Source organism: Pseudomonas sp. YJ42, from assembly GCF_047225135.1.
GTDB classification, from domain to species: domain Bacteria; phylum Pseudomonadota; class Gammaproteobacteria; order Pseudomonadales; family Pseudomonadaceae; genus Stutzerimonas; species Stutzerimonas stutzeri_E.
In genome coordinates this window covers 3,502,674-3,523,392 of the sequence record NZ_CP178378.1, presented here as the reverse complement: position 1 = coordinate 3,523,392, position 20,719 = coordinate 3,502,674, and the positions used below count along the sequence as shown (strand labels likewise).

At 61.4% G+C, this 20,719-nt stretch carries 16 protein-coding genes; 5 read left to right on the top strand and 11 right to left on the bottom strand.

Annotation, left to right across the window (positions count from 1 at the left end; all coding sequences use genetic code 11):
• Positions 1-11 precede the first annotated feature (11 nt).
• The gene (aceF, locus tag ACL0K2_RS16155) at positions 12-2,009 is read left to right on the top strand and encodes a dihydrolipoyllysine-residue acetyltransferase (protein ID WP_239611160.1); all 1,998 of its coding nucleotides are present in this window, start codon (positions 12-14) and stop codon (positions 2,007-2,009) included.
• Between the two features lie 106 nt (positions 2,010-2,115).
• Here aceF and ACL0K2_RS16150 read toward each other — a convergent pair whose 3' ends face one another.
• Positions 2,116-2,643 carry a hypothetical protein gene (locus ACL0K2_RS16150; protein WP_230623706.1) on the bottom strand — a complete coding sequence of 176 codons (528 nt, stop codon included), beginning with the start codon at positions 2,641-2,643 and terminating at the stop codon, positions 2,116-2,118.
• A 111-nt stretch (positions 2,644-2,754) separates the two neighbouring features.
• Between ACL0K2_RS16150 and ACL0K2_RS16145 the strand changes: the two genes are divergently transcribed.
• Both ACL0K2_RS16145 and msrA read left to right on the top strand, forming a co-directional pair.
• A complete protein-coding gene (locus ACL0K2_RS16145) occupies positions 2,755-5,430 on the top strand; it encodes an EAL domain-containing protein (RefSeq protein WP_413043026.1) in 2,676 nt (891 codons plus the stop codon).
• Between the two features lie 99 nt (positions 5,431-5,529).
• Complete coding sequence (gene msrA / locus ACL0K2_RS16140) at positions 5,530-6,177, top strand: peptide-methionine (S)-S-oxide reductase MsrA (RefSeq protein WP_045163881.1); 648 nt, start codon at positions 5,530-5,532, stop codon at positions 6,175-6,177.
• 392 nt (positions 6,178-6,569) lie between these two features.
• Here the strand turns inward: msrA and ACL0K2_RS16135 are convergent, their stop codons facing one another.
• From ACL0K2_RS16135 to bioB, 10 genes are all read right to left on the bottom strand, one after another.
• Positions 6,570-8,348, bottom strand: coding sequence for an acyl-CoA dehydrogenase C-terminal domain-containing protein (locus tag ACL0K2_RS16135; RefSeq protein ID WP_413043025.1), 1,779 nt, complete (start codon positions 8,346-8,348; stop codon positions 6,570-6,572).
• 233 nt (positions 8,349-8,581) lie between these two features.
• On the bottom strand, positions 8,582-10,375 hold the full coding sequence (locus tag ACL0K2_RS16130; protein ID WP_045163883.1) for an acyl-CoA dehydrogenase C-terminal domain-containing protein: 1,794 nt from the start codon (positions 10,373-10,375) through the stop codon (positions 8,582-8,584).
• A gap of 108 nt (positions 10,376-10,483) precedes the next feature.
• Positions 10,484-11,788 (bottom strand): GGDEF domain-containing protein, encoded by a 1,305-nt coding sequence (locus tag ACL0K2_RS16125; protein ID WP_413043024.1) that lies wholly within the window; start codon positions 11,786-11,788, stop codon positions 10,484-10,486.
• 150 nt (positions 11,789-11,938) lie between these two features.
• Entirely contained in the window at positions 11,939-13,744 is a 1,806-nt protein-coding gene (locus ACL0K2_RS16120) for a phenylacyl-CoA dehydrogenase (RefSeq protein ID WP_239611163.1), read from the bottom strand.
• Positions 13,745-13,971: 227 nt separating this feature from the next.
• Positions 13,972-14,229, bottom strand: a complete 258-nt coding sequence (locus ACL0K2_RS16115) for a hypothetical protein (protein WP_413043023.1) — start codon at positions 14,227-14,229, stop codon at positions 13,972-13,974.
• A gap of 95 nt (positions 14,230-14,324) precedes the next feature.
• The gene (gene bioD, locus ACL0K2_RS16110) at positions 14,325-15,008 is read right to left on the bottom strand and encodes a dethiobiotin synthase (protein ID WP_413043022.1); all 684 of its coding nucleotides are present in this window, start codon (positions 15,006-15,008) and stop codon (positions 14,325-14,327) included.
• Positions 15,005-15,829 (bottom strand): malonyl-ACP O-methyltransferase BioC, encoded by an 825-nt coding sequence (gene bioC, locus ACL0K2_RS16105; protein ID WP_413043021.1) that lies wholly within the window; start codon positions 15,827-15,829, stop codon positions 15,005-15,007. The genes bioD and bioC overlap by 4 nt, the downstream gene beginning before the upstream one ends.
• Positions 15,826-16,548, bottom strand: coding sequence for an alpha/beta fold hydrolase (locus tag ACL0K2_RS16100; RefSeq protein ID WP_413043020.1), 723 nt, complete (start codon positions 16,546-16,548; stop codon positions 15,826-15,828). The genes bioC and ACL0K2_RS16100 overlap by 4 nt, the downstream gene beginning before the upstream one ends.
• Positions 16,541-17,722, bottom strand: coding sequence for an 8-amino-7-oxononanoate synthase (gene bioF / locus ACL0K2_RS16095; RefSeq protein ID WP_413043019.1), 1,182 nt, complete (start codon positions 17,720-17,722; stop codon positions 16,541-16,543). Before bioF ends, ACL0K2_RS16100 begins: the two co-directional genes overlap by 8 nt.
• Positions 17,723-17,806: 84 nt before the next feature.
• Entirely contained in the window at positions 17,807-18,862 is a 1,056-nt protein-coding gene (bioB, locus tag ACL0K2_RS16090) for a biotin synthase BioB (protein ID WP_045163891.1), read from the bottom strand.
• Positions 18,863-18,946: 84 nt separating this feature from the next.
• Between bioB and ACL0K2_RS16085 the strand changes: the two genes are divergently transcribed.
• Together ACL0K2_RS16085 and ACL0K2_RS16080 are read left to right on the top strand one after the other, a co-directional pair.
• Positions 18,947-19,654, top strand: coding sequence for a ComF family protein (locus tag ACL0K2_RS16085; RefSeq protein ID WP_413043018.1), 708 nt, complete (start codon positions 18,947-18,949; stop codon positions 19,652-19,654).
• Positions 19,655-19,723: 69 nt separating this feature from the next.
• Complete coding sequence (locus tag ACL0K2_RS16080) at positions 19,724-20,698, top strand: serine/threonine protein kinase (RefSeq protein ID WP_045163893.1); 975 nt, start codon at positions 19,724-19,726, stop codon at positions 20,696-20,698.
• Positions 20,699-20,719 lie beyond the last annotated feature (21 nt).

Sequence of the window (20,719 nt, the reverse complement as noted above, 5' to 3'; positions counted from 1 at the left end):
GAGAACCTATTGTGAGTGAAACCATACGCGTACCCGACATCGGCAGCGGTGAGGGTGAAGTTATCGAGTTGTTCGTCAAGGTCGGCGACCGTATCGAAGCCGACCAGAGCATCCTGACGCTCGAATCCGACAAGGCCAGCATGGAGATCCCCGCGCCCAAGGCCGGCGTGGTGAAGAGTCTGAAGGTCAAGCTGGGCGACCGCCTGAAGGAAGGCGACGAGTTGCTGGAGCTGGAAAGCGAAGAGGGTCAGAGCAGCGAAGCACCGGCGCAAGCCGCTGCCGAGCCGGCTGGCGCAGCAGCCGGCGGCCCGGCCGATGAAGCCGAAGCGGCTACCCCTCCCGGCGATGACAATCCATCAGCTTCCGCCAACGAGGGTGAATCGCAGGAGATCAAGGTCCCGGATATCGGTTCCTCGGGCAAAGCCAGTGTGATCGAGATTTCGGTCAACGTCGGCGACACCATCGACGCCGAGCAGCCGCTGATCACTCTCGAATCAGACAAAGCCAGCATGGAGATTCCGTCTCCCGCGGCCGGCGTGGTCGAGAGCATTTCCGTAAAGATCGGCGATGAGGTCGGCACCGGTGATCTGATCCTGATCCTCAAGAGTGCAGCTGCAAGCAAGCCGGCGACAGCGAGCAGCGCACCGGCAGCTCAGGCGCAAAGCCAGCAGCAGAAGCCAGCCGAACAAGCAGCCGAAGAACCTGCGGGCGAGTCCGTGGAAGAGGTTCGCATTCCGGACATCGGCTCCAGCGGCAGCGCCAATGTCATTGAAGTCATGGTCAAGGCCGGCGACAGCGTCGAGGCGGACCAGTCGCTGATCACACTCGAATCCGACAAGGCCAGCATGGAAATTCCGGCGCCCAAGGCGGGCGTGGTGGAGTCTGTGTCGATCAAGGTCGGTGACGAAGCCAAGACAGGCGACCTGATCCTGACACTCAAGGTGGCAGGCGCAGCCCCTGCGAAGAAATCCGAAGCCAAGCCGCAGGAGGCTGCACCACAGCAGCAGGCGGTCGCGCCGAACAAGCAGGGCGTACCGGAAGCCAAGGCTGCCGCGACGCCAGCGCCGACGGTAAGCGGCCCAAGCAAAGCCGGCGCCAAGGTTCACGCCGGCCCCGCGGTTCGCATGACCGCACGTGAATTCGGTGTCGAGCTGGCCGATGTCCAGGGCACCGGTCCGAAGGGGCGGATTCTCAAGGAAGACGTTCAGGCCTACGTCAAGACCATGATGAACAAGGCCAAGCAGGCCCCAGCAGCAGGCGCCGCGGGTGGTTCGGGTATCCCGCCGATTCCTGAGGTCGACTTCAGCAAGTTTGGCGAAATCGAAGAAGTACCGATGACCCGCCTGATGCAGGTGGGTGCCGCCAACCTGCATCGCAGCTGGCTGAACGTACCGCACGTGACCCAATTCGAGTCCTCGGACATCACCGAGCTGGAAGCCTTCCGCGTTGCGCAGAAATCGGTCGCGGAGAAGGCCGGCGTCAAGCTGACGGTGCTGCCGCTTCTGCTCAAGGCCTGTGCTCACCTGCTCAAGGAACTTCCAGAATTCAATGCCTCGCTCGCACCTAGCGGCAAGGCAGTGATTCGCAAGAAGTACGTGCACATCGGCTTTGCGGTGGATACACCGGACGGCCTGCTGGTACCGGTCATCAAGAACGTCGACCAGAAGAGTCTGCTGCAGCTGGCAGGCGAGGCGGCGGAGCTGGCCGAGAAGGCCCGCACCAAGAAGCTGTCCCCGGATGCCATGCAGGGCGCCTGTTTCACCATCTCCAGCCTCGGCCACATTGGCGGTACCGGCTTCACGCCGATCGTCAATGCACCGGAAGTGGCGATTCTGGGCGTTTCAAAGGCAACCATGCAGCCAGTGTGGGACGGTAAGGCCTTCCAGCCCCGCCTGATGCTGCCGTTATCGCTGTCCTATGACCACCGCGTCATCAACGGCGCCGCGGCGGCGCGCTTCACCAAGCGCCTGTCCGAGCTGTTGGCGGATATCCGCACGATGCTGCTGTGATCGCCTGGTACTGAACAGCCCTGCCCGACGGGGCTGTTCATATCAACGCCTCAAGCCTCAAGCCTCAAGCCTCAAAACTTGAGGCTTCTTGCTTCTGGAGAGCGGCCTAGCCTTTCTGCAAATTGCGAAACAGAAAGGACAGTGCCTTGGCTAGCTCCTCGGCTCCTTTGGAATCGCGCAGTATGGTCAACCAGGGCTCGCCACCGTTTGGGCTGGTAAACGAACAAACGATGCCTTGTGGTGGACATTGATACTGCAAATAGGGATCCATTCCGAAAACCGAAAGGCTGCGATTACGCACGGCGACATTGCCAGACGCATCGCGCCGCTCTTCGCGGATACGCAGTTCGCCGGGAGCCCCCAGGCTCAAACGGTAACTCAGGTCCTGCGGATGGGCTTGTCCGACTTGGTACGCCGCTTTTAACGTGTGGGTCTCCAGCAAGGCATTACTGTGCGCGAGCAGGGCTTTCCGCTCATCCGAAGTAAGATAGAGCGCCTTCAGCTCCGCCAGATATTTTGTCGCCTCCTCGGAGCCGAAAGTGCCCGTTTCAGCGGCCTGCAGCGGTACGCTGGCACCCAGAAAAAACGAGATCAACAGTAACTTCGAAAGCAGGCTTGTCAGTCCCTGTCGCATGATGCACCCTTGCTGTAGCTTAATATTATTTAGCCATCGTTTCGCCCAGGAAGCGCCGTGATCTGCGGCTTGCGAGGCGACTCCCGCAGCATACTGGAAGCAAACCGCTCGATGAAAATACATACCGATGCCGCCAGCCGTTTGGCGACCGAGGTTGTGACGCAGTTGCCAGTGCCTTCCAGGCTCGGGATGCTGCGTTTCGAGCGTTTGAACGAATCCAGCTGGGCATTGCTTTACTTGGATCCCGCTTGCGAGCGCCACTTTGGTCTGCCGGCCCACGAGCTGTGCTCATTGATAGATTCGCCCTACGCCAGCCTGATGGAGCCGGCAGTGCGGCTAAGAACGCACGATATCGTCCAGGCTCAACTGGCCACCCAGGGTCATTATTCCATCCGCTATTGCCTGCATTCGGCTAACGGCGTGCTGGATCTCCTGGAGATCGGCGAACTCTGCCAGCAGTATGGCCGCGAGCTGCTCCGGGGCTATCTGGTCGTAGAGCCACGTTCGGCTGACGTGCTGCCTGCTCTGGAATTACCCGCGACGACACTCAATCAGTCAGCAGACGTTTATTCGCAAACCGCTGACGTACATCTCGAGCACATGATTCGTTCACGGGCCCAGCAGAGCCTGATCGTGCGTCTGGCCCGGCATCGCTATAGCTCAGCCGATCCACAGCTGGAAGCCGCGCGATTGGTCACCCAGGCCGCTTGCGAAGCCTATGGCATCGCGCGAGCGGCGATCTGGCACCTGAACGGCAATCAGCTCGAAGCCATTGCCGCATACCGGCGTGACAACGACAGCCAGGAATACCCGTCGGCGCTGGATATGTCCGCCTGCCCTCGTTACATGGAAGCGCTGCATGGCGGCCGCGCCATCGACGTACCCAACGTCCTGGAAGATCCCCGCACCCAGGAATTGATCGAAGGCTTCTTCAAGCCGCGGGGCATCACCTCCATTCTGGACGCAACCATACGGGTGGGAGGGGAAGTCATCGGTGTGCTCTGCCTGGAGCATTCCGGTAGCGCACGCGTCTGGCATGCCGATGAAGTGGCGTTCGCGGGGGAATTGGCGGATCAGTACGCGCAGGTGCTGGCCAACCAGCAGCGACTCAGCGCCACACATACCCTGCACCTGTTCCAGCGAGCAGTGGAGCAAAGCGCAAGCGCCTTTATTCTGGTCGATAAGAACGGCGTCGTCGATTACGTCAACCCGAGCTTTACCGCCATCACGCAATTTTCCGCCGACGAGGTCCGCGGACGCCGTCTCACGGAGCTGACCTCGCTGGAAAACCTCAGCGAGCTGCTTTTCGACACTTCATCCAGTTTGGCGAAAAACAATAGCTGGCAAGGTGAGTTTCGCAGCCGGCGCAAGAATCTCGAACCGTACTGGGGGCAGCTGTCGATCTCCAAGGTGTACGGTGAGAATGGCGAACTGACACATTACATCGGCATTTATGAAGACATCACTCAAAGCAAGCTGGCGCAACAACATATCGAGCGCCTGGCCTACACCGACAATCTGACCAGCCTCGGCAACCGCCCATTCTTCATCCGCAGCATCGAAGAGCGCTTCGCCAACGACAAGCAGCCCCAGCTGTGTCTGCTACTGGTAGACATCGACAACTTCAAGCGGATCAACGACAGCCTGGGCCACCAGACCGGCGACAAGCTGCTGACAAGCCTCGCCCGGCGTCTGCGCAACAGCCTGAACCGGGACAGCGTCCTGGCACGCTTCGCCAGCAACGAGTTCGCCCTTCTACTCGACGACATGGATCTGGAAGAAGGCCAGCATCTGGCGAATCAGGTGCTGCGCATCCTCGACAAGCCATTGTTCGTCGACAAGCAGCTGATCAGCGTCAGCGGTTCCCTGGGTCTTGCCTGCTCACCACTGCATGGTCGCGACCCGGAAACGCTGATGAAACATGCAGGCCAGGCCCTGCACAAGGCCAAGGCCAACGGAAAGAATCAGGTGCAGGTGTTCACCGAAGCCCTGCACGCCGAAGCCAACTACAAGCTGTTCGTGGAAAACAACCTGCGCCGCGCACTGGTGCAGAACGAACTCGAAGTCTTCTACCAACCCAAGCTCTGCTTGCGTAGCGGTCGATTGCAGGGGCTGGAGGCATTGCTGCGCTGGAACCACCCGGAAAAAGGCATGATCCGGCCCGATCAGTTCATCAGTGTGGCCGAGGAAACCGGTTTGATCATTCCCATCGGCAAATGGGTTGCCCGTGAAGCGTGCCGGATGGGCCTACAGCTTGCTGCGCTGGGTATCGGCTCGCCACAGATCGCGATCAACCTTTCACCGAAGCAGTTTTCCGACCCCGAGCTGGTCGGTTCGATCGCTACCATTCTGTCCGAAGAGAGGTTGCGCCCAGGCAGCCTGGAACTGGAGCTGACCGAGAGCCTGCTGCTCGAAGCCACCGAGGAGACGCGTCAGCAGCTGATCGGCCTGAAGGCGCTCGGGGTGACATTGGCGATGGACGACTTCGGGACCGGCTATTCGTCATTGAGTTACCTGAAGAAATTCCCCATCGACGTGATCAAGATAGATCGAAGCTTCATCAAGGACATTCCGGACAGCCAGGACGACATCGAAATCACCTCCGCCGTGATAGCCATGGCCCGCAACCTTCACCTGAAAGTAGTCGCGGAAGGCATCGAAACGCCCGAGCAGCTGGCATTTCTACGCCATCAGCGCTGCGATATCGGCCAAGGCTATCTGTTCGACAAGCCCATCCCTGGCAACCAACTACTCGTTTCACTGCGCCGTTATCCGCACTGGCTCTAAACCTTTCGTCCGCGTAGCGCCTTAGTCACCACGCGTTGGTTTTGCGCGCTTGGTAGCCTAGGCTACCAGCAGCCCTTCTATTCAGGCTTGAGGACCACCATGACCCTGCGTTCGCAAATTCTCGTTCACAAACAGGCGCTACCCGACGCGGAACAAGCCCTCCCCGGACGCGCCACGGCAGTCCCTGTTCCCGAGGCCCATTTCGTCAATGGCAACCCGCTACAACCGCCCTTTCCCGCTCACCTGCAGCAAGCGATATTCGCCATGGGCTGTTTCTGGGGTGCCGAACGGCGGTTCTGGGAGCAGCCCGGCGTATGGAGTACGGCTGTTGGCTACGCCGGTGGTCACACGCCAAATCCGACTTACGAGGAAGTCTGCTCCGGTCTCACCGGACACACCGAAGCCGTATTGGTTGTATTCGATCCGCAGCAGATCACTTACCGGGAGCTGCTCAGGCTGTTCTGGGAGGCGCACAACCCGACTCAAGGCATGCGCCAGGGCAATGACATCGGCACCCAGTATCGCTCGGCCATCTACTGCCTCGATAGCGCCCAGCAGCAAGAGGCTCGCGCCAGCGAAAGGCGCTTTCAGGAAGAGCTGAGCAAGCACGGGCTGGGCAGTATCACCACGGAAATTGCCGATGCTCCAGCGTTTTACTATGCCGAGGCCTACCATCAGCAGTATCTGGCGAAGAATCCCGGTGGTTACTGTGGACTCGGTGGCACAGGAGTATGTATGCCAGCCTGAGCATTAAGCTCCGCATGCAAGGCCAGTGTGACGCTGGCCAGTCGGCGTCTCGGCTGGTAAAAAAAGAAAACCCCGCCGAAGCGGGGCCTTTGCAGACTGAATCCTGACATCCGTGACTTGCGCCTTCCTGGCGTCGTTCCGTTACGCTTCCGTATTTTCTTATGCGCTTCCCTACGCCGCGTCCATAGCGCAAAAGACTACCGCTCGGTCGCCAGGACCAGTAGTAGCAATTTTGCACCACGATTTGTAAGCAATCACTTACAAGGAAGCCGATCCATGGCTCGGCATGTAAGTGATTGCCTACAAACGATGCAGGTCTATGACTGGCGTAGTGGCGCATCGTTCCCAAACATGGCTAATTAATTTCATTATGCCTTCACGGGTTAAGCTGTTTAGAACTGTGCTGCATCGAGTAGATACAGCGAAGCGCTACCGGCCCGCGCCGATGCGCTCAGCGAATGGATACGCGGCAGCAGGCGCGCGAAAAAGAAGCGCGCCGTGCCCAGCTTGCTCGCGTAAAAATCGTCCTGACTTTCCTTGCCCCGCGCAGCGCTCGCCATCCGTGCCCACATATAGGCGTAGGCGGTGTAGCCGAACACATGGAGATACTCCACCGAGGCGGCACCTATCTCGTTGGGGTTGTTCTTCGCGCTGTCGAGAATGAAGGCTGTGAGCTCGTCGAGATTAGCCACGGCGGCCTTGAGCGGCGCGATGAACTCCTCTAGCTCCGAATCGGCTGTCGCACAGTAGCGGCGGATCTCGTCGGTGAAAGCCTTGTAGAGCTCGCCGCCGCTGCCCACTACCTTGCGCCCCAGGAGATCCAGGGCCTGAATCCCGTTGGTGCCTTCGTAGATCTGCGTGATCCGGCAGTCACGCACCAGTTGCTCTTGACCCCACTCCCGGATGAAGCCGTGGCCGCCGAAAATCTGCTGACCGTGAATGGTGGTTTCCAGGCCCATATCAGTCAGAAAGGCCTTGGCCACCGGTGTCAGCAATGCCACCTGCGCTTCGGCACGCTGACGGGCCTCGGCGTCGTCACTGAACTTGGCGATATCCAATTGCAGCGCGACGTAGCTGGAGAATGCACGGCCGCCCTCGTTCAAGGCCTTCATGGTCAACAACATGCGGCGCACGTCTGGATGCACGATGATCGGATCGGCGGCCTTGTCCTGCGCCACCGGGCCGGTCGGCGCGCGACTCTGAATGCGCTCACGCGCATATTCAATGGCGCTCTGGTACGAACGCTCACCGGTCGACAACCCTTGGATGCCGACACCCAGACGCTCGTAGTTCATCATGGTGAACATCGCCGCGAGGCCCTTGTTCGGCTCGCCAACCATCCAACCGGTGGCGCCGTCGAAGTTCATCACGCAAGTGGCCGAGGCCTGGATGCCCATCTTGTGCTCGATCGAACCACAGCTCAGGCTGTTGCGCTCGCCCAGGCTGCCGTCTTCGTTGACCATGACCTTGGGCACCAGGAACAGGGAAATGCCGCGTGAGCCGGCCGGCGCATCGGGCAACTTGGCCAGCACCAGGTGGATGATGTTGTCGGTCAGGTCGTGCTCGCCGCCAGTGATGAAGATCTTGGTGCCACTGACTTTGTAGGAGCCATCGGCTTGTGGCTCGGCCTTGGTGCGGATGATGCCGAGATCGGTGCCGGCATGCGGCTCGGTCAGGCACATGGAGCCGGCCCAGATGCCGGCGTACATGTTCGGCAGATACTTCTGCTTGAGCTCCTCGCTGGCGTGGGCGTAGATCGACAAACATGCACCGGAGGTCAGCATCGGATAGAGGCCGAAGGCCAGGCTGGCGGAGTTCATCATCTCCTCGACCTGCGCCGAGATCGCCTTGGGCATGCCCATGCCGCCATAGGCCGGATCGCCGCCGACGCCAACCCAGCCGCCTTCGGCATACAAACGATAGGCTTCTGCGTAACCGGCCGGCGTGCTGACCGCCCCGTCAACCAAGTGGCAGCCTTCTTCATCGCCGCTACGATTGAGCGGAGCGATGGTGTTGGCGGTAATCTTGCCTGCTTCCTCGAGAATCGCCTCGGCGGTTTCCGCATCCACGACCTCCGCCAGCGCTGGCAACGTCTGCCAGAGCTTCGGGGCATCGAAGACTTCATTCAGGACGAATCGCATATCGCGCAGCGGTGCTTTGTAGTCAGCCATGGAAAAGGACCTCGCAGAAACGTGTCGCCTGGCCGGTTGGCCGGAGCAGTTCTGCGAGTCTAACTGAAGACTTGTAGACGCCCGAAGGGTCTTAAAGTGACTAACGGGTTCTCGTCACGACAGTGCTTCCATCCTGTTTTTCAGGCGTCGCTGCATACCGATTGAGGCCTAAGATTCCCGGCCACGTCCAATAAAAACGCCCGCACAGGGCGGGCGCTAGGCAAACCGTTGGATTAGAAAATGAACTGGTCGGCAGGCAGTTTCATCAGACTTGCACCACCGGCTTCGATAGCCGATTTGTGCGCCGCGGTACGCGGCAGCAAGCGCGCAAAATAGAATTCAGCGGTGATCAACTTCGCTTGGTAGAACGCGGCATCGCCATCTCCCGCCTCCAGTTTGCTCTGGGCAACCACGGCCATGCGCAGCCAGAAGTAGCCGAGAATTAGGTAGCCGCAGTACATCAGATAATCGACCGACGCTGCGCCGACTTCGTCAGCGTTCTTCATGGCGGCCATGCCGATTCGCTGGGTCATCTCGCCCAGATCGCGGTTTATGACGGCCAGCTGCGACACATAGCTCTGCAACTGAGGATGCTCGGCGTTGGTCTCGCAGAACCGATGCACTCGTTTGGTGAAGCCAAGCATCAGCTTACCCTGGCTGCCGAGGACTTTGCGGCCAAGCAGGTCGAGTGCCTGAATGCCATTGGTGCCTTCGTAGATCGGCGCGATGCGGCAATCGCGCATCAGCTGCTCCATGCCCCATTCACGGATATAACCATGGCCGCCGAACACTTGCATGCCCAGGTTGGTCACCTCCAGGCCGGTGTCGGTCATGAACGCTTTGCAGATCGGCGTGAGAAAAGCCAGCAGGGCCTCGGCCTCCTGGCGCTGACCTTCATCGGGGCTGTGGATCTGGTCGAGCAACTGTGCGGTGAAATAGGCCAACGCGCGGTTGCCTTCGTTGAAGGCTTTCATGGTGAGCAGCATGCGCCGCACGTCCGGGTGGACGATGATCGGATCGGCTGGCTTGTCTGGATATTTTGTCCCGCTCAGTGCGCGCATCTGCAAGCGCTCGTTGGCGTATTGGACGGCGCCCTGATAGCTCGCCTCGCCATTGCAGAGCCCCTGCATGCCCGTGCCAAGACGTGCATGATTCATCATGGTGAACATGCAGTTCAGGCCCTTGTTCGGCTCGCCGATAAGAAAGCCCGTGGCGCCGTCGAAGTTGATCACACAGGTAGCGGACGCCTTGATTCCCATCTTGTGCTCGATGGAACCACAGGCGACACCATTGCGCTCGCCCGCTTCGCCGGAAGCGTCAGGCAAGAACTTCGGCACGATGAACAACGAGATCCCCTTGGTACCGGCGGGCGCATCGGGCAGCTTGGCCAACACCAGATGCACGATGTTTTCGCTCATGTCGTGCTCACCGGCGGAGATGAATATCTTGGTACCGCTGATGGCGTAGCTACCGTCAGCCTTAGGCACAGCGCGAGTCTTGATCAAGCCCAAATCGGTGCCGCAGTGGGACTCGGTCAGGCACATGGTGCCGGTCCAGCGGCCCTCGGTCATGTGGGTCAGATAGGCGTGTTTCTGGTCGTCGGTGCCGTGAGCAGCGATCGCGGCCATCGCGCCGTGCGTCAGCCCTGGATACATGCCAAAGGAGGTATTGGCCGAGCCGACCATCTCTCCGATGACCAGTCCCAGCGAATGCGGCAGACCCTGTCCGCCATAGGTCGGGTCCGAGGCCAGCCCCATCCACCCGCCCTGTGCGTACTGGGCAAAGGCCTCTTTGAAGCCCTTGGGAGTCGTCACCACGCCGTTGTCGAAATGGCAGCCCTCTTCATCACCGCTGCGATTGAGCGGCGAGAGAACCTGCTCGCAGAACTTGGCACCCTCCTCAAGGATGGCGCTAACCATGTCCGGAGTGGCGTCCTCTGCGCCGTTGGCAGCATAGCTGCCGTGGAAGTCGAACACTTCATCGATCAGGAAGCGCATGTCGCGCAGGGGAGCCTTGTAAGCGGGCATATCGTTCTCCAGAAGACAGCGCGGTGCATTGTTATAGGCAGCACGCTACCGGCAGACCAGGCCGCTCAACAATCACATTGCAGACGATGAATGCGCCGTCATAACTGCTTAGGCGTCGGTGACCGCTTGTTTGGAGGTGCGTACCGCACCGCGGCGGTTCTCGCCATGTGCCCGCACACAGTTGCGGCCCGCGCCCTTGGCGCTATAAAGCGCCTGGTCCGCCGCCTTGATGACCTCTTCCGGTGTACGCTGCGTCACCGACCGCTCGGCGACGCCGATGCTGATGGTTACCGAAACTGCGCCAGCGGTACCAGCGCCGCGACGTTGCCGCCCCTGCTCGGCGGCTTTCGGCCGGCGGGTCTTGTCGCGCAATTGCAGTGGATAACCCTCGACCGCCTGCCGGACCGCCTCCAGGTGAGGCAGACAATGTTGCAGATCGCGCCCTGGGAAAACCAAAGCGAACTCTTCGCCGCCGTAACGATAGGCACGCCCGCCGCCACCCACCTTGCGCAACCGGCTCGCCACCAGCCGTAGCACCTGGTCGCCGACGTCGTGACCGTGGGTATCGTTGAATGCCTTGAAACGATCCACGTCGGCCATGGCGATGACGTATTGCCGTCCCAACCGTTGTAGACGCTCGTTGAGTGCACGGCGCCCAGGCAGTCCCGTGAGTTCGTCGCGAAAGGCCATCTGGTAGGCCTCCTGCGCGATCGCCACCACCAGTATCAGCATCATCAGGCTGCTCATGACGTTGAGCGCGCCGGGCCGACTGAACATTTGCGGTAGCATCAACAACAAGCCAATCAGGGCCACGAACTGAGCCGCATGGACCGGCCTGGGTCGGCGCACGTACTGGATCAGCAAGCCGGTCAGCACCAGCAGGAACGCCGGATAGGCTAGCTGGATCAGCTGCAGCCAGTCCGCCGCCAACGATGGCCACCGGACGTCTATCAGCCAGTCGAGCAATGCTTGCGGAAAACGCCGCGCCAGGGCCAACGCAACCGCCACCACAGCAAACAGTACAGCAATCCGCGCCAGGCCATCCTGCAGCAGATGAGCCCGCTCCTGCCACAACCCGTACAGCCCATAGAGCACCGGCAACAGCAGGCTGCAAAGATGGAACGTCAATGCGGCTTCAGGTAACAGCGCGCCATTGAGGCGATAATGGTCCGCCTGGGAATCCAGCAGGAAATAGACGATGTAAACCGTCAGCAGCAGGCAAGTCTCGCGCAGCCGCCCATAGGCGATGCAAAACGCCCCGCCAAGTAGCAGCAAGACGGTAGGCAGTACGTTGAAAAGCGAGATGAAGAACTCGTTCAGGTTCGGCTGTCGTGCGGCCACCAAGGCACCGAACAACAACGCCAGCGGCGCATAGAAATGGCTGAAAAAGCGTGCGGCGTTCAGACGAGACACGACAGCTCCGGCAAATAGCCGTGAAGAAGACAAGCATTGTGCCAGCACTCGACCAGCCAATCACCCGGCAGGAACAGCATCGGTACGAATTGGATTATCGAAGCCAAAAAAAACCGCTGCCGAAGCAGCGGTTTTGATTTCACCTGAACCTTAGTACGCCAGTTCGAAGTGAGCTTCGTCCATGTCCATCAGGTTGTCGGCACCGGACAGCATGGTTTCCACGTGAGTGCGGGTGCGCGGCAGGATGCGCTGGAAGTAGAAGCGTGCAGTCTGCACCTTTGCGGTGTAGAAACCGTCGGTGTCTTCACCGGCAGCGATCTTCTCCGAGGCCAGACGCGCCATGTCGGCCCAGAAGTAGGCCAGGCAGGCGTAACCGCAGTACATCAGGTAGTCCACCGAAGCGGCACCGACTTCCTCGCGGTTCTTCATCGCGGCCATGCCGACCTTCATGGTCAGGTCGCCCCACTCCTTGTTCAGCTTGGCGAGCGGCTCGACGAATTGCTTGACCGCCTCATTGCCCTCGTTGGCCTGGCAGAACTTGTGAACCACCTTGGTGAAGCCCTTCAGCGCTTCGCCCTGGGTCATCAGCACTTTGCGGCCGAGCAGGTCGAGTGCCTGGATGCCGGTGGTGCCTTCGTACAGGCAAGAGATGCGGCTGTCGCGAACGTTTTGTTCCATGCCCCACTCAGCGATGAAGCCATGGCCGCCGTAGATCTGCACGCCGTGGTTGGCAGCTTCAAAGCCGACTTCGGTCATGAACGCCTTGGCGATTGGAGTGAGGAAGGCGAGCATGGCGTCAGCGGCCTTGCGCTGCGCTTCGTCGGTGCTGCGCTGGACGATATCGACCTGCTTGGCGGCGAAATAGAGCATCGCACGATTGCCTTCGGCGAAGGCCTTCATGGTCAGCAGCATGCGGCGTACGTCCGGGTGCACGATGATCGGATCAGCGGCTTTTTCCGGCGCTTTCGGGCCAGTCAGCGAACGCATCTGCAGACGCTCACGCGCATATTTGATGCCACCCTGGAAGCCGATTTCGGCATGCGCCAGGCCCTGCAGGGCTGTACCCAGGCGCGCCGTGTTCATGAACGTGAACATGCAGTTCAGGCCCTTGTTCGGCGGGCCGATCAGGAAGCCGGTGGCGCCGTCGAAGTTCATTACACAGGTGGCGTTGCCGTGGATACCCATCTTGTGCTCCAGCGAGCCACAGGACACACCGTTACGCTCACCCACGCCGCCTTCTGCGTTCGGCAGGAACTTAGGCACGATGAACAGCGAAATGCCCTTGGTGCCTTGCGGGGCATCGGGCAAGCGGGCCAGAACGATATGGACGATGTTATCGGCCATGTCGTGTTCGCCAGCGGAAATGAAGATCTTGGTGCCGGACACCTTGTAGCTGCCATCGGCCTGAGGCTCAGCCTTGGTGCGCAGCATGCCGAGGTCGGTGCCGCAATGCGGCTCGGTCAGGCACATGGTGCCGGTCCACTCACCGGACACCAGCTTAGTCAGGTAGGTCTGCTGTTGCTCGGGCGTACCGTGCTCGTGAAGCGTGTTCATCGCACCGTGGGACAGGCCGGGGTACATGCCCCATGACCAGTTGGCTTCGCCGATCATCTCGCTGATCGCCATACCCAGCGACTCCGGCAAACCCTGGCCGCCGTGCTCGACGTCATGGGCCAGGCTCGGCCAGCCGCCTTCGACGAACTGCTGGTAGGCGTCCTTGAAGCCGGTCGGCGTCTTCACGCCGCTTTCGCTCCAGGTGCAGCCTTCGATGTCACCCACACGGTTCAGCGGGGCAATCACCTGCTCACAGAACTTGGCGCCTTCGTCGAGAATGGCGTTGACCATGTCCGGGGTGGCGTCCTCACAACCCGGCAGGCTTTGGTAGTGCGCTTCGTAGCCGAGCAGTTCGTCACGTACAAAGCGGATATCGCGCAAGGGAGCCTTGTAGTCAGGCATAGCGTAAACCTCAGCGGTGGGTTCTTGGTTCAGGTGACCGACCGGCCACTCTTGGATTTGGATTGTGACCGCCAACACGGCAGGTCAAACAGGCGTTTGAAACATACGTTTAGGCCTGCACGATGTCAAGCAGGGGCCAGGACGCCGTTGGTCGGGCGCCATGAATATCGAGATAAGAGAGAAAGCGCCGCTAGGGCAAAGAACGCCGGCCAGAGCGGCCAGCGCTGTCAGGCTTTGGTATTGATCAGGGTACCGAGCACTTCATCGGCCGTTTGCAACAGTCGCACGCCAGCTTTTGCGGTGTGCTCACCGACTTTCATCTGAACCAGTTGCTCGGTCAGCTCGATCGCATCGGCGACCGTCTGGGAATTCTCGGCAGCCGGCAAGGTGCTCGCGGCGAGCGCAGCGCCGGCGTTATCGACACGTTGCTGTCCGGCCTGGTATGCGCCCAGTCCGACAGAAAGGAGGTTGTTATTGATCTGCATGTTGCGATTCCCGTGCGATCAGTTAGCCACCATTGAAGCAGAGCCGACGCGTTGTCGCCAGTGCCGGATGGCGATAAGCGGACCGACGAACCCTGTCAGGCAGGAATGAGCGGCCCAAGATCAAGATAAGACGACACATCGCCGGGGGAGGCGGCCGGCAGGCGCGGGACGCGACCCAGGCAAGGCGCTGACAAGCGTTCGGCCAGCGTAGCGAGGTTTTCATCCAGCCGCGACATCGAGGGATCGATGATGTTGGCGACCCAACCTGCCAATTGCAGCCCGTCGTGCTCGATGGCTTCGGCACTGAGCAGCGCGTGATTGATGCAACCGAGGCGCACCCCAACCACCAGAATCACCGGCAACCCGAGCTGCACGGCCAGTTCGGAAAGCGTTTCGCGGTCCGCCAAGGGGACACGCCAGCCACCGGCCCCTTCTACCAACGAAAAGTCCGCCTGCAGCGCCAGCATCTGCCGGACCGGGTCGACCAGCCGCGCCACGTTCAAATCGATGCCCGCCTCACGTGCGGCCAGGTGCGGCGCAATGGCCGGCTCGAAGGCGAACGGATTGACCTCCTCGTAACGCATCGGCAGGGTGCACTGGCCATGCAACGCAAGCGCATCGCTGTTGCGTAGCCCGTCGACGGTCATCTCGCAGCCCGACGCCACCGGCTTCGCCGCCGCGGTACTGAGCCCCGCAAGACGAGCGGCATGCAGCAACCCGGCGGCGATGGTCGTCTTGCCGACTTCGGTGTCGGTACCCGTCACGAAAAACGCTGTCATCGATCATCCTTGCGCAGCACGCCGTAGATCACCTGATAGGTCGCCGGCAACCCGGTTGGGGTGCGGAAGCGCTCGTAGGCATCGATCAGCGCGCGAATACGAGCCCGGCCAGTAAGCCCGCCCGGCCGGCCTGGGTTCAGGTTGTGGGCACCAAGTGCCTTGAGTTCAGCGGTCAACTGGCGCAGCTCGGCGAAATGCAGCACCTGCGGTTGCACATCGAGGCTCAGGATACTCAAACCGCTGGCGGCGCAAAGCCGCCGGTACGCTTGCTCACTGCGGAAACGGTTGACGTGGGCGAAACCATCCACCGCCTGCCAGCTGTCGCGCAACTCCTGCAGGGTGCCGCTGCACAGACTGCTGAAGGCGAACACCCCATTGCGGCGCAGCGCCCTGCGAGCCTCGTTCAGCACCGCGGAAAAATCTTCGCACCATTGCAGCGCCAGGCTGGAGAAAATCAAGTCGACCGATGCGTCGCGCAACGGCAGACACTCGGCATCGCCCGCCACAAATGCGTCAGCGCCGCCTTGCGGTCGCGCGTGCTGCAACATGCCTTCGGCGATGTCCATCGCCACACCATTGGCGATGGGAAAACGGCTCGCCAAGGCGCGGGAGAAATGGCCGGTGCCACAACCCAGATCGAGCCAACACGCGGGGCGCAGATCACCAGGCAAGCGCTCGGACAGCACGTTGCCGACAGCACGCTGCAGCTCGGCCACCGAATCGTAGCTGGCCGCGGCGCGGGAAAACGACGCGGCCACGTGACGCTTATCAGGCAGCGCAGATTCGGCACCTGGCACCTGTACCGCGACCGAGTCGCTCATGCCGAGGCGCCCTTGATGAAGGCCACCATCGCCGCCGCGACGTCGTCGGCCCGCTCCAGTGCAACGGTATGGCTCGCGCCGGTTATGAGCTCGGCCTTGATGCCCGGCATCCAACGCCGCAGCGCCTCGCAGGCAGCTGCCGGCACCAGCGCATCGTTACCGGCAAACAGGTGCAACTGCGGGCCGAAATAGCCGTGCAGCGCACCACGCCCGTCCAGCTCCGCCAGCAACTGCAAACCCGCATCCAACACCTGCGACGACGACTGGGACTGACTCACCTCCAACTGCCGAGCCAGTGTCCGCGGATCGTAGCCGCCCCGGCTGCAGAGTAAACGGAAGCGCTTAAGGGTTTCCTCGGGATCGAGCCGGAACGCCTCGTGAAAGGCGTCGAAGATGTCCGCACCCATGGCTTCCGGCCACTGTGGTCGGGCACGGAAGCAGGGATTACTGGCGATGGTAATCAACCCACGACAGCTATCGACACGCCGCGCCGCCAATTGCGAGGCCAGCATGCCGCCCAGCGACCAGCCGGCCAGCCAACTGTCGCGCGGCAGGCGTTGGTCCAGCTCGTCGAGCCAGGCATGCGCTGCACTCAGTTCGGGCAAGGGCTCGACTACGACGTCGAGGCTGGGTGCGAGCTCGACCAACGCCTCGCACAAAGGTTGCAGCGCCGCCGGGCCGAACGCCCAGCCGGGCAACAAAATCAGCTGATCACGCATCCGCTTCAGGCTCCTCGGCCAATCGATTCCAGCATTCGGCCAGGATATCCAGCAGTCGTTCCACCTGCGCCTCACTGTGCGACGCACTGACGGTGACGCGCAGACGCGCGCTGCCGGCCGGCACAGTGGGCGGGCGGATCGCACCGACCAGAATCCCCCGCTCACGCAGGGCAGCGGATAGCTTCAAGGCACGCTCGCTGCTGCCAACCAGGATTGGCTGAATCGGCGTCGGGCTATCCATTAGCGTCAGGCCGATCTCGGTCGCGCCGCGGCGGAAGCGTGCAATCAAGCGCTGCAGATGCTCGCGGCGCCAACCCTCACTGCGCAGCAGCTCAAGACTCTTCAGGGTGGCGCAGGCGACCGCTGGTGGCTGGCTGGTGGTGTAGATGTATGGCCGCGCGAACTGGATCAGTGTCTCGATCAGTTCTTCACTGCCGGCCACGAAGGCCCCTGCGGTACCGAACGCCTTGCCCAGCGTGCCGACAAGAACCGGCACGTCAGCGATGCCCAAGCCGAAATGCTCGACGATGCCGCCGCCGGTTTGACCCAGCGAACCGAAACCATGGGCGTCATCGACCATTACCCAGGCGTTGCGAGCTTTCGCGGTGGCACAAAGCGTTGGCAGGTCGGCCAGATCACCGTCCATGCTGAACACGCCGTCCGTCACCACCAGTGTATTGCCGGTCGCCTTCTCCAGGCGTTTGGCCAGACTGGCCGCATCGTTATGCAGATAGCGGGAAAACCGCGCGCCGCTGAGCAGTCCGGCGTCGAGCAGGGAGGCGTGGTTGATCCGGTCTTCGAGCACGGTATCGCCCTGCCCCACCAGTGCGGTAACCGCCGCCAGGTTGGCCATGTAGCCGGTGGAAAACAGCAGCGCCCGTGGCCGGCCGGTGAATTCGGCCAACGCTTCTTCGAGTTGATGATGCGGTGTGCTGTGACCCATCACCAGATGCGAGGCGCCGCCGCCGACGCCCCAGCGTTCGGCGCCCTGTTGCAACGCGCGGATCACTTCGGGGTGGCTGGCCAGCCCCAGGTAGTCATTGGAACAGAACGCCAGAAGCGCCTCGCCATCGACCGTCACCTCCGGCTGCTGCGGTGTATCCAGCAGGGGGCGACGGCGATAGAGATGGGCCGCGCGGCGCTCCACGAGGCGGGATTGCAGATCGAAAGGCATGGATTCACTCGAAGCTGGAAGCCTGACGCTGGAAGCACGGCCGAATCGCTTCATGCGTCCGGCTTCGAACTTCCAGCTCCGTGTTCACACGACCGCGTTATAAAACAGCTTCGAATCGCGCTGCTCGACCAGTGCCTGCTCGATGGCGGCCTGGTGGATTTCGTCGTCGTGCTCTTCGCGCGCTTCGGGCTGGATGCCCAGGCGCTTGAACAGCAGCATGTCTTTGTCGGCCTGCGGGTTGCCGGTGGTCAGCAGCTTCTCGCCGTAAAAAATCGAGTTCGCACCGGCGAGGAAGGCCAGCGCCTGCATCTGCTCGTTCATCTGCTCACGACCGGCGGACAGGCGCACATGGGACTTGGGCATCATAATCCGCGCCACGGCGAGCATGCGGATGAAGTCGAAGGGGTCTACGTCCTGCTCGTCGGCCAGCGGCGTGCCCTTGACCTTGACCAGCATATTGATCGGCACCGACTCGGGATGCTCGGGCAGGTTGGCCAGCTGGATTAGCAGGCCGGCGCGGTCGTTCAACGACTCGCCCATACCCAGGATGCCGCCGGAGCAGATCTTCATGCCCGACTCGCGCACATAGCTCAGCGTTTCCAGACGGTCTGCGTAGGTGCGGGTGGTAATGATGTTGCCGTAGAACTCCGGCGAGGTGTCGAGGTTGTGGTTGTAGTAGTCCAGCCCCGCCGCCGCCAGCGCCTTGGTCTGCTCCTGATCGAGCTTGCCGAGGGTCATGCAGGTTTCCAGACCCAACGCCTTTACGCCTTCGACCATCTTCAGCACATAGGGCATGTCCTTGGCGGAGGGGTGCTTCCAGGCCGCGCCCATGCAGAAACGGGTAGAACCGATTGCCTTGGCTTCGGCAGCCGCCTCCAGCACCTTCTGCACTTCCATCAGTTTTTCTTTATCCAGCCCGGTGTTGTAGTGGCCGGACTGCGGGCAATACTTGCAGTCTTCCGGGCAGGCACCGGTCTTGATCGACAGCAGCGTGGACACCTGCACGCGGTTGGCATCGAAGTGCTGGCGGTGCACGGCCTGAGCCTGGAAGATCAGGTCGTTGAAGGGTTGTTCGAAGAGCGCCTTGACTTCAGCGAGGCTCCAATCGTGACGCGTGGCGCAAGCGGCTGTGGCGCTCATGAGGCATTCCTTGTAATAGAATTCTTTGGCACGGATGCGAAATGGTTAGCCAAGCCAAAGGCGCTGTCAACCTGGAAAGGAATCATGGTTTACAACTGGTTAAAATTAGAGCAATTCTGCCAGCTCTGCGACGAGCGCTGCGAAGCCGGGCAATCACTATGCGGTCCCTGTGAGGCCGAACTGCCCTGGCTCGGCGGGCAGTGCACGATCTGCGCGCTGCCGTTGCCAGCGACCGGCGCGATCTGCGGCCAGTGTCTCAAGCATCCCCCCGCCTACGACCATGTGGCCGTGCCCTGGCGCTTCGCCTTTCCGGTGGACAGCCTGGTTACGCGCTTCAAGCATCAGTCACGCTGGCCTTTCGGTCGTTTGCTGGCGGAGCAGCTGGCGCGCTACCTGCAGCACCGATTCGACGAAGGCTTGCCACGCCCGAACATGTTGCTGCCGGTCCCCCTGGCTCGCAAGCGGTTGCGCCAGCGTGGCTTCAACCAGGCACAGATGCTCGCCAACTGGCTGAGCCCGGTGCTGGATATCCCGGTCCAGCGCGAGCTGTTGCAGCGCATTCATGAGACCCCATCGCAGCAAGCGCTGGATGCCGCCAGCCGGCGCCAAAACCTACGCCAGGCCTTTGCGCTGACAAACGAGCTGCAGATCGTGGGTCGCCATGTGGCGGTCATAGATGACGTGCTTACCACTGGCGCAACCGCCGAAGCGCTGGCTCGCTTGTTGAAACGCGCGGGCGCCGAGCGGGTCGATATTTACTGCCTGGCGCGTACGCCAAGGCCGGGCGATTAGGCGGCCAGAGCCGCGGTTGTGTAAACGCGCCAGTGCAATACACTGGCCGACCCATTTACGGAGCCGACCATGAGCCACCCTTTCGACACACTCACACCCGATCTTGTGCTCGATGCGGTGGAAAGCGCCGGCTTCATCAGCGATGCCCGCGTCTTGGCATTGAACAGTTACGAAAACCGCGTCTATCAGGTGGGCATCGAAGATGAGACGCCCATCGTGGCGAAGTTTTATCGCCCCGGCCGCTGGAGTGATGAGGCCATACTCGAGGAACATCAGTTCACCCAGGAGTTGGCCGACCGCGAAATACCGGTGGTTGCCCCGCTGGAGCACGGCGGCAAGACGCTTTTCGAACATGCCGGTTTTCGCTTCGCCTTGTTCCCTCGGCGTGGCGGTCGCGCACCGGAACCCGGCAATCTCGACCAACTTTACCGCCTCGGACAGCTGCTCGGCCGTATGCATGCGGTCAGCGCCAGCCGTCCGTTCGAGTACCGCGAAACCCTGACCACCCAGCATTTCGGCCACGACTCGCTGACCACGCTGCTGGACGGCGGTTTCATTCCGAAAAGCCTGCTGCCGGCCTACGAATCGGTGGCCCGCGACCTGCTCAAGCGAGTCGACGACGTGTTCGCCCGCACCGAGTTCCAACCGATCCGCCTACACGGTGACTGCCACCCGGGCAACATTCTCGCCCGGGATGACGCCTTCCACCTGGTGGACCTGGACGATTGCCGCATGGGGCCTTCGGTTCAAGACATCTGGATGATGCTCGCCGGTGAACGTCACGAGCGGCTCGGACAGTTGTCTGAGCTGGTCGATGGCTATAACGAATTTCACGACTTCGCCCCGCGCGAACTCCCACTGATCGAGGCCCTGCGCGCGCTGCGCCTGATGCACTACAGCGCCTGGCTGGCACGCCGCTGGGACGATCCCGCCTTTCCTATGAGCTTTCCCTGGTTCGGCACCGAGCGCTATTGGGGCAATCAGATCCTGACCCTGCGCGAGCAGATGTCCGCGCTGCAGGAAGAGCCGCTGAAGCTGTTCTGAACGGGAAGCTCGCGTAGGGTG

Bases quoted from the DNA above. Each gene is read 5' to 3' on its own strand.
- ACL0K2_RS16150 (WP_230623706.1), bottom strand. From the start codon at position 2,643: ATGCGACAGGGACTGACAAGCCTGCTTTCGAAGTTACTGTTGATCTCG.
- ACL0K2_RS16145 (WP_413043026.1), top strand. From the start codon at position 2,755: ATGAAAATACATACCGATGCCGCCAGCCGTTTGGCGACCGAGGTTGTG.
- msrA (WP_045163881.1), top strand. From the start codon at position 5,530: ATGACCCTGCGTTCGCAAATTCTCGTTCACAAACAGGCGCTACCCGAC.
- ACL0K2_RS16135 (WP_413043025.1), bottom strand. From the start codon at position 8,348: ATGGCTGACTACAAAGCACCGCTGCGCGATATGCGATTCGTCCTGAAT.
- ACL0K2_RS16130 (WP_045163883.1), bottom strand. From the start codon at position 10,375: ATGCCCGCTTACAAGGCTCCCCTGCGCGACATGCGCTTCCTGATCGAT.
- ACL0K2_RS16120 (WP_239611163.1), bottom strand. From the start codon at position 13,744: ATGCCTGACTACAAGGCTCCCTTGCGCGATATCCGCTTTGTACGTGAC.
- ACL0K2_RS16115 (WP_413043023.1), bottom strand. From the start codon at position 14,229: ATGCAGATCAATAACAACCTCCTTTCTGTCGGACTGGGCGCATACCAG.
- bioD (WP_413043022.1), bottom strand. From the start codon at position 15,008: ATGACAGCGTTTTTCGTGACGGGTACCGACACCGAAGTCGGCAAGACG.
- bioC (WP_413043021.1), bottom strand. From the start codon at position 15,829: ATGAGCGACTCGGTCGCGGTACAGGTGCCAGGTGCCGAATCTGCGCTG.
- ACL0K2_RS16100 (WP_413043020.1), bottom strand. From the start codon at position 16,548: ATGCGTGATCAGCTGATTTTGTTGCCCGGCTGGGCGTTCGGCCCGGCG.
- bioF (WP_413043019.1), bottom strand. From the start codon at position 17,722: ATGCCTTTCGATCTGCAATCCCGCCTCGTGGAGCGCCGCGCGGCCCAT.
- bioB (WP_045163891.1), bottom strand. From the start codon at position 18,862: ATGAGCGCCACAGCCGCTTGCGCCACGCGTCACGATTGGAGCCTCGCT.
- ACL0K2_RS16085 (WP_413043018.1), top strand. From the start codon at position 18,947: ATGGTTTACAACTGGTTAAAATTAGAGCAATTCTGCCAGCTCTGCGAC.
- ACL0K2_RS16080 (WP_045163893.1), top strand. From the start codon at position 19,724: ATGAGCCACCCTTTCGACACACTCACACCCGATCTTGTGCTCGATGCG.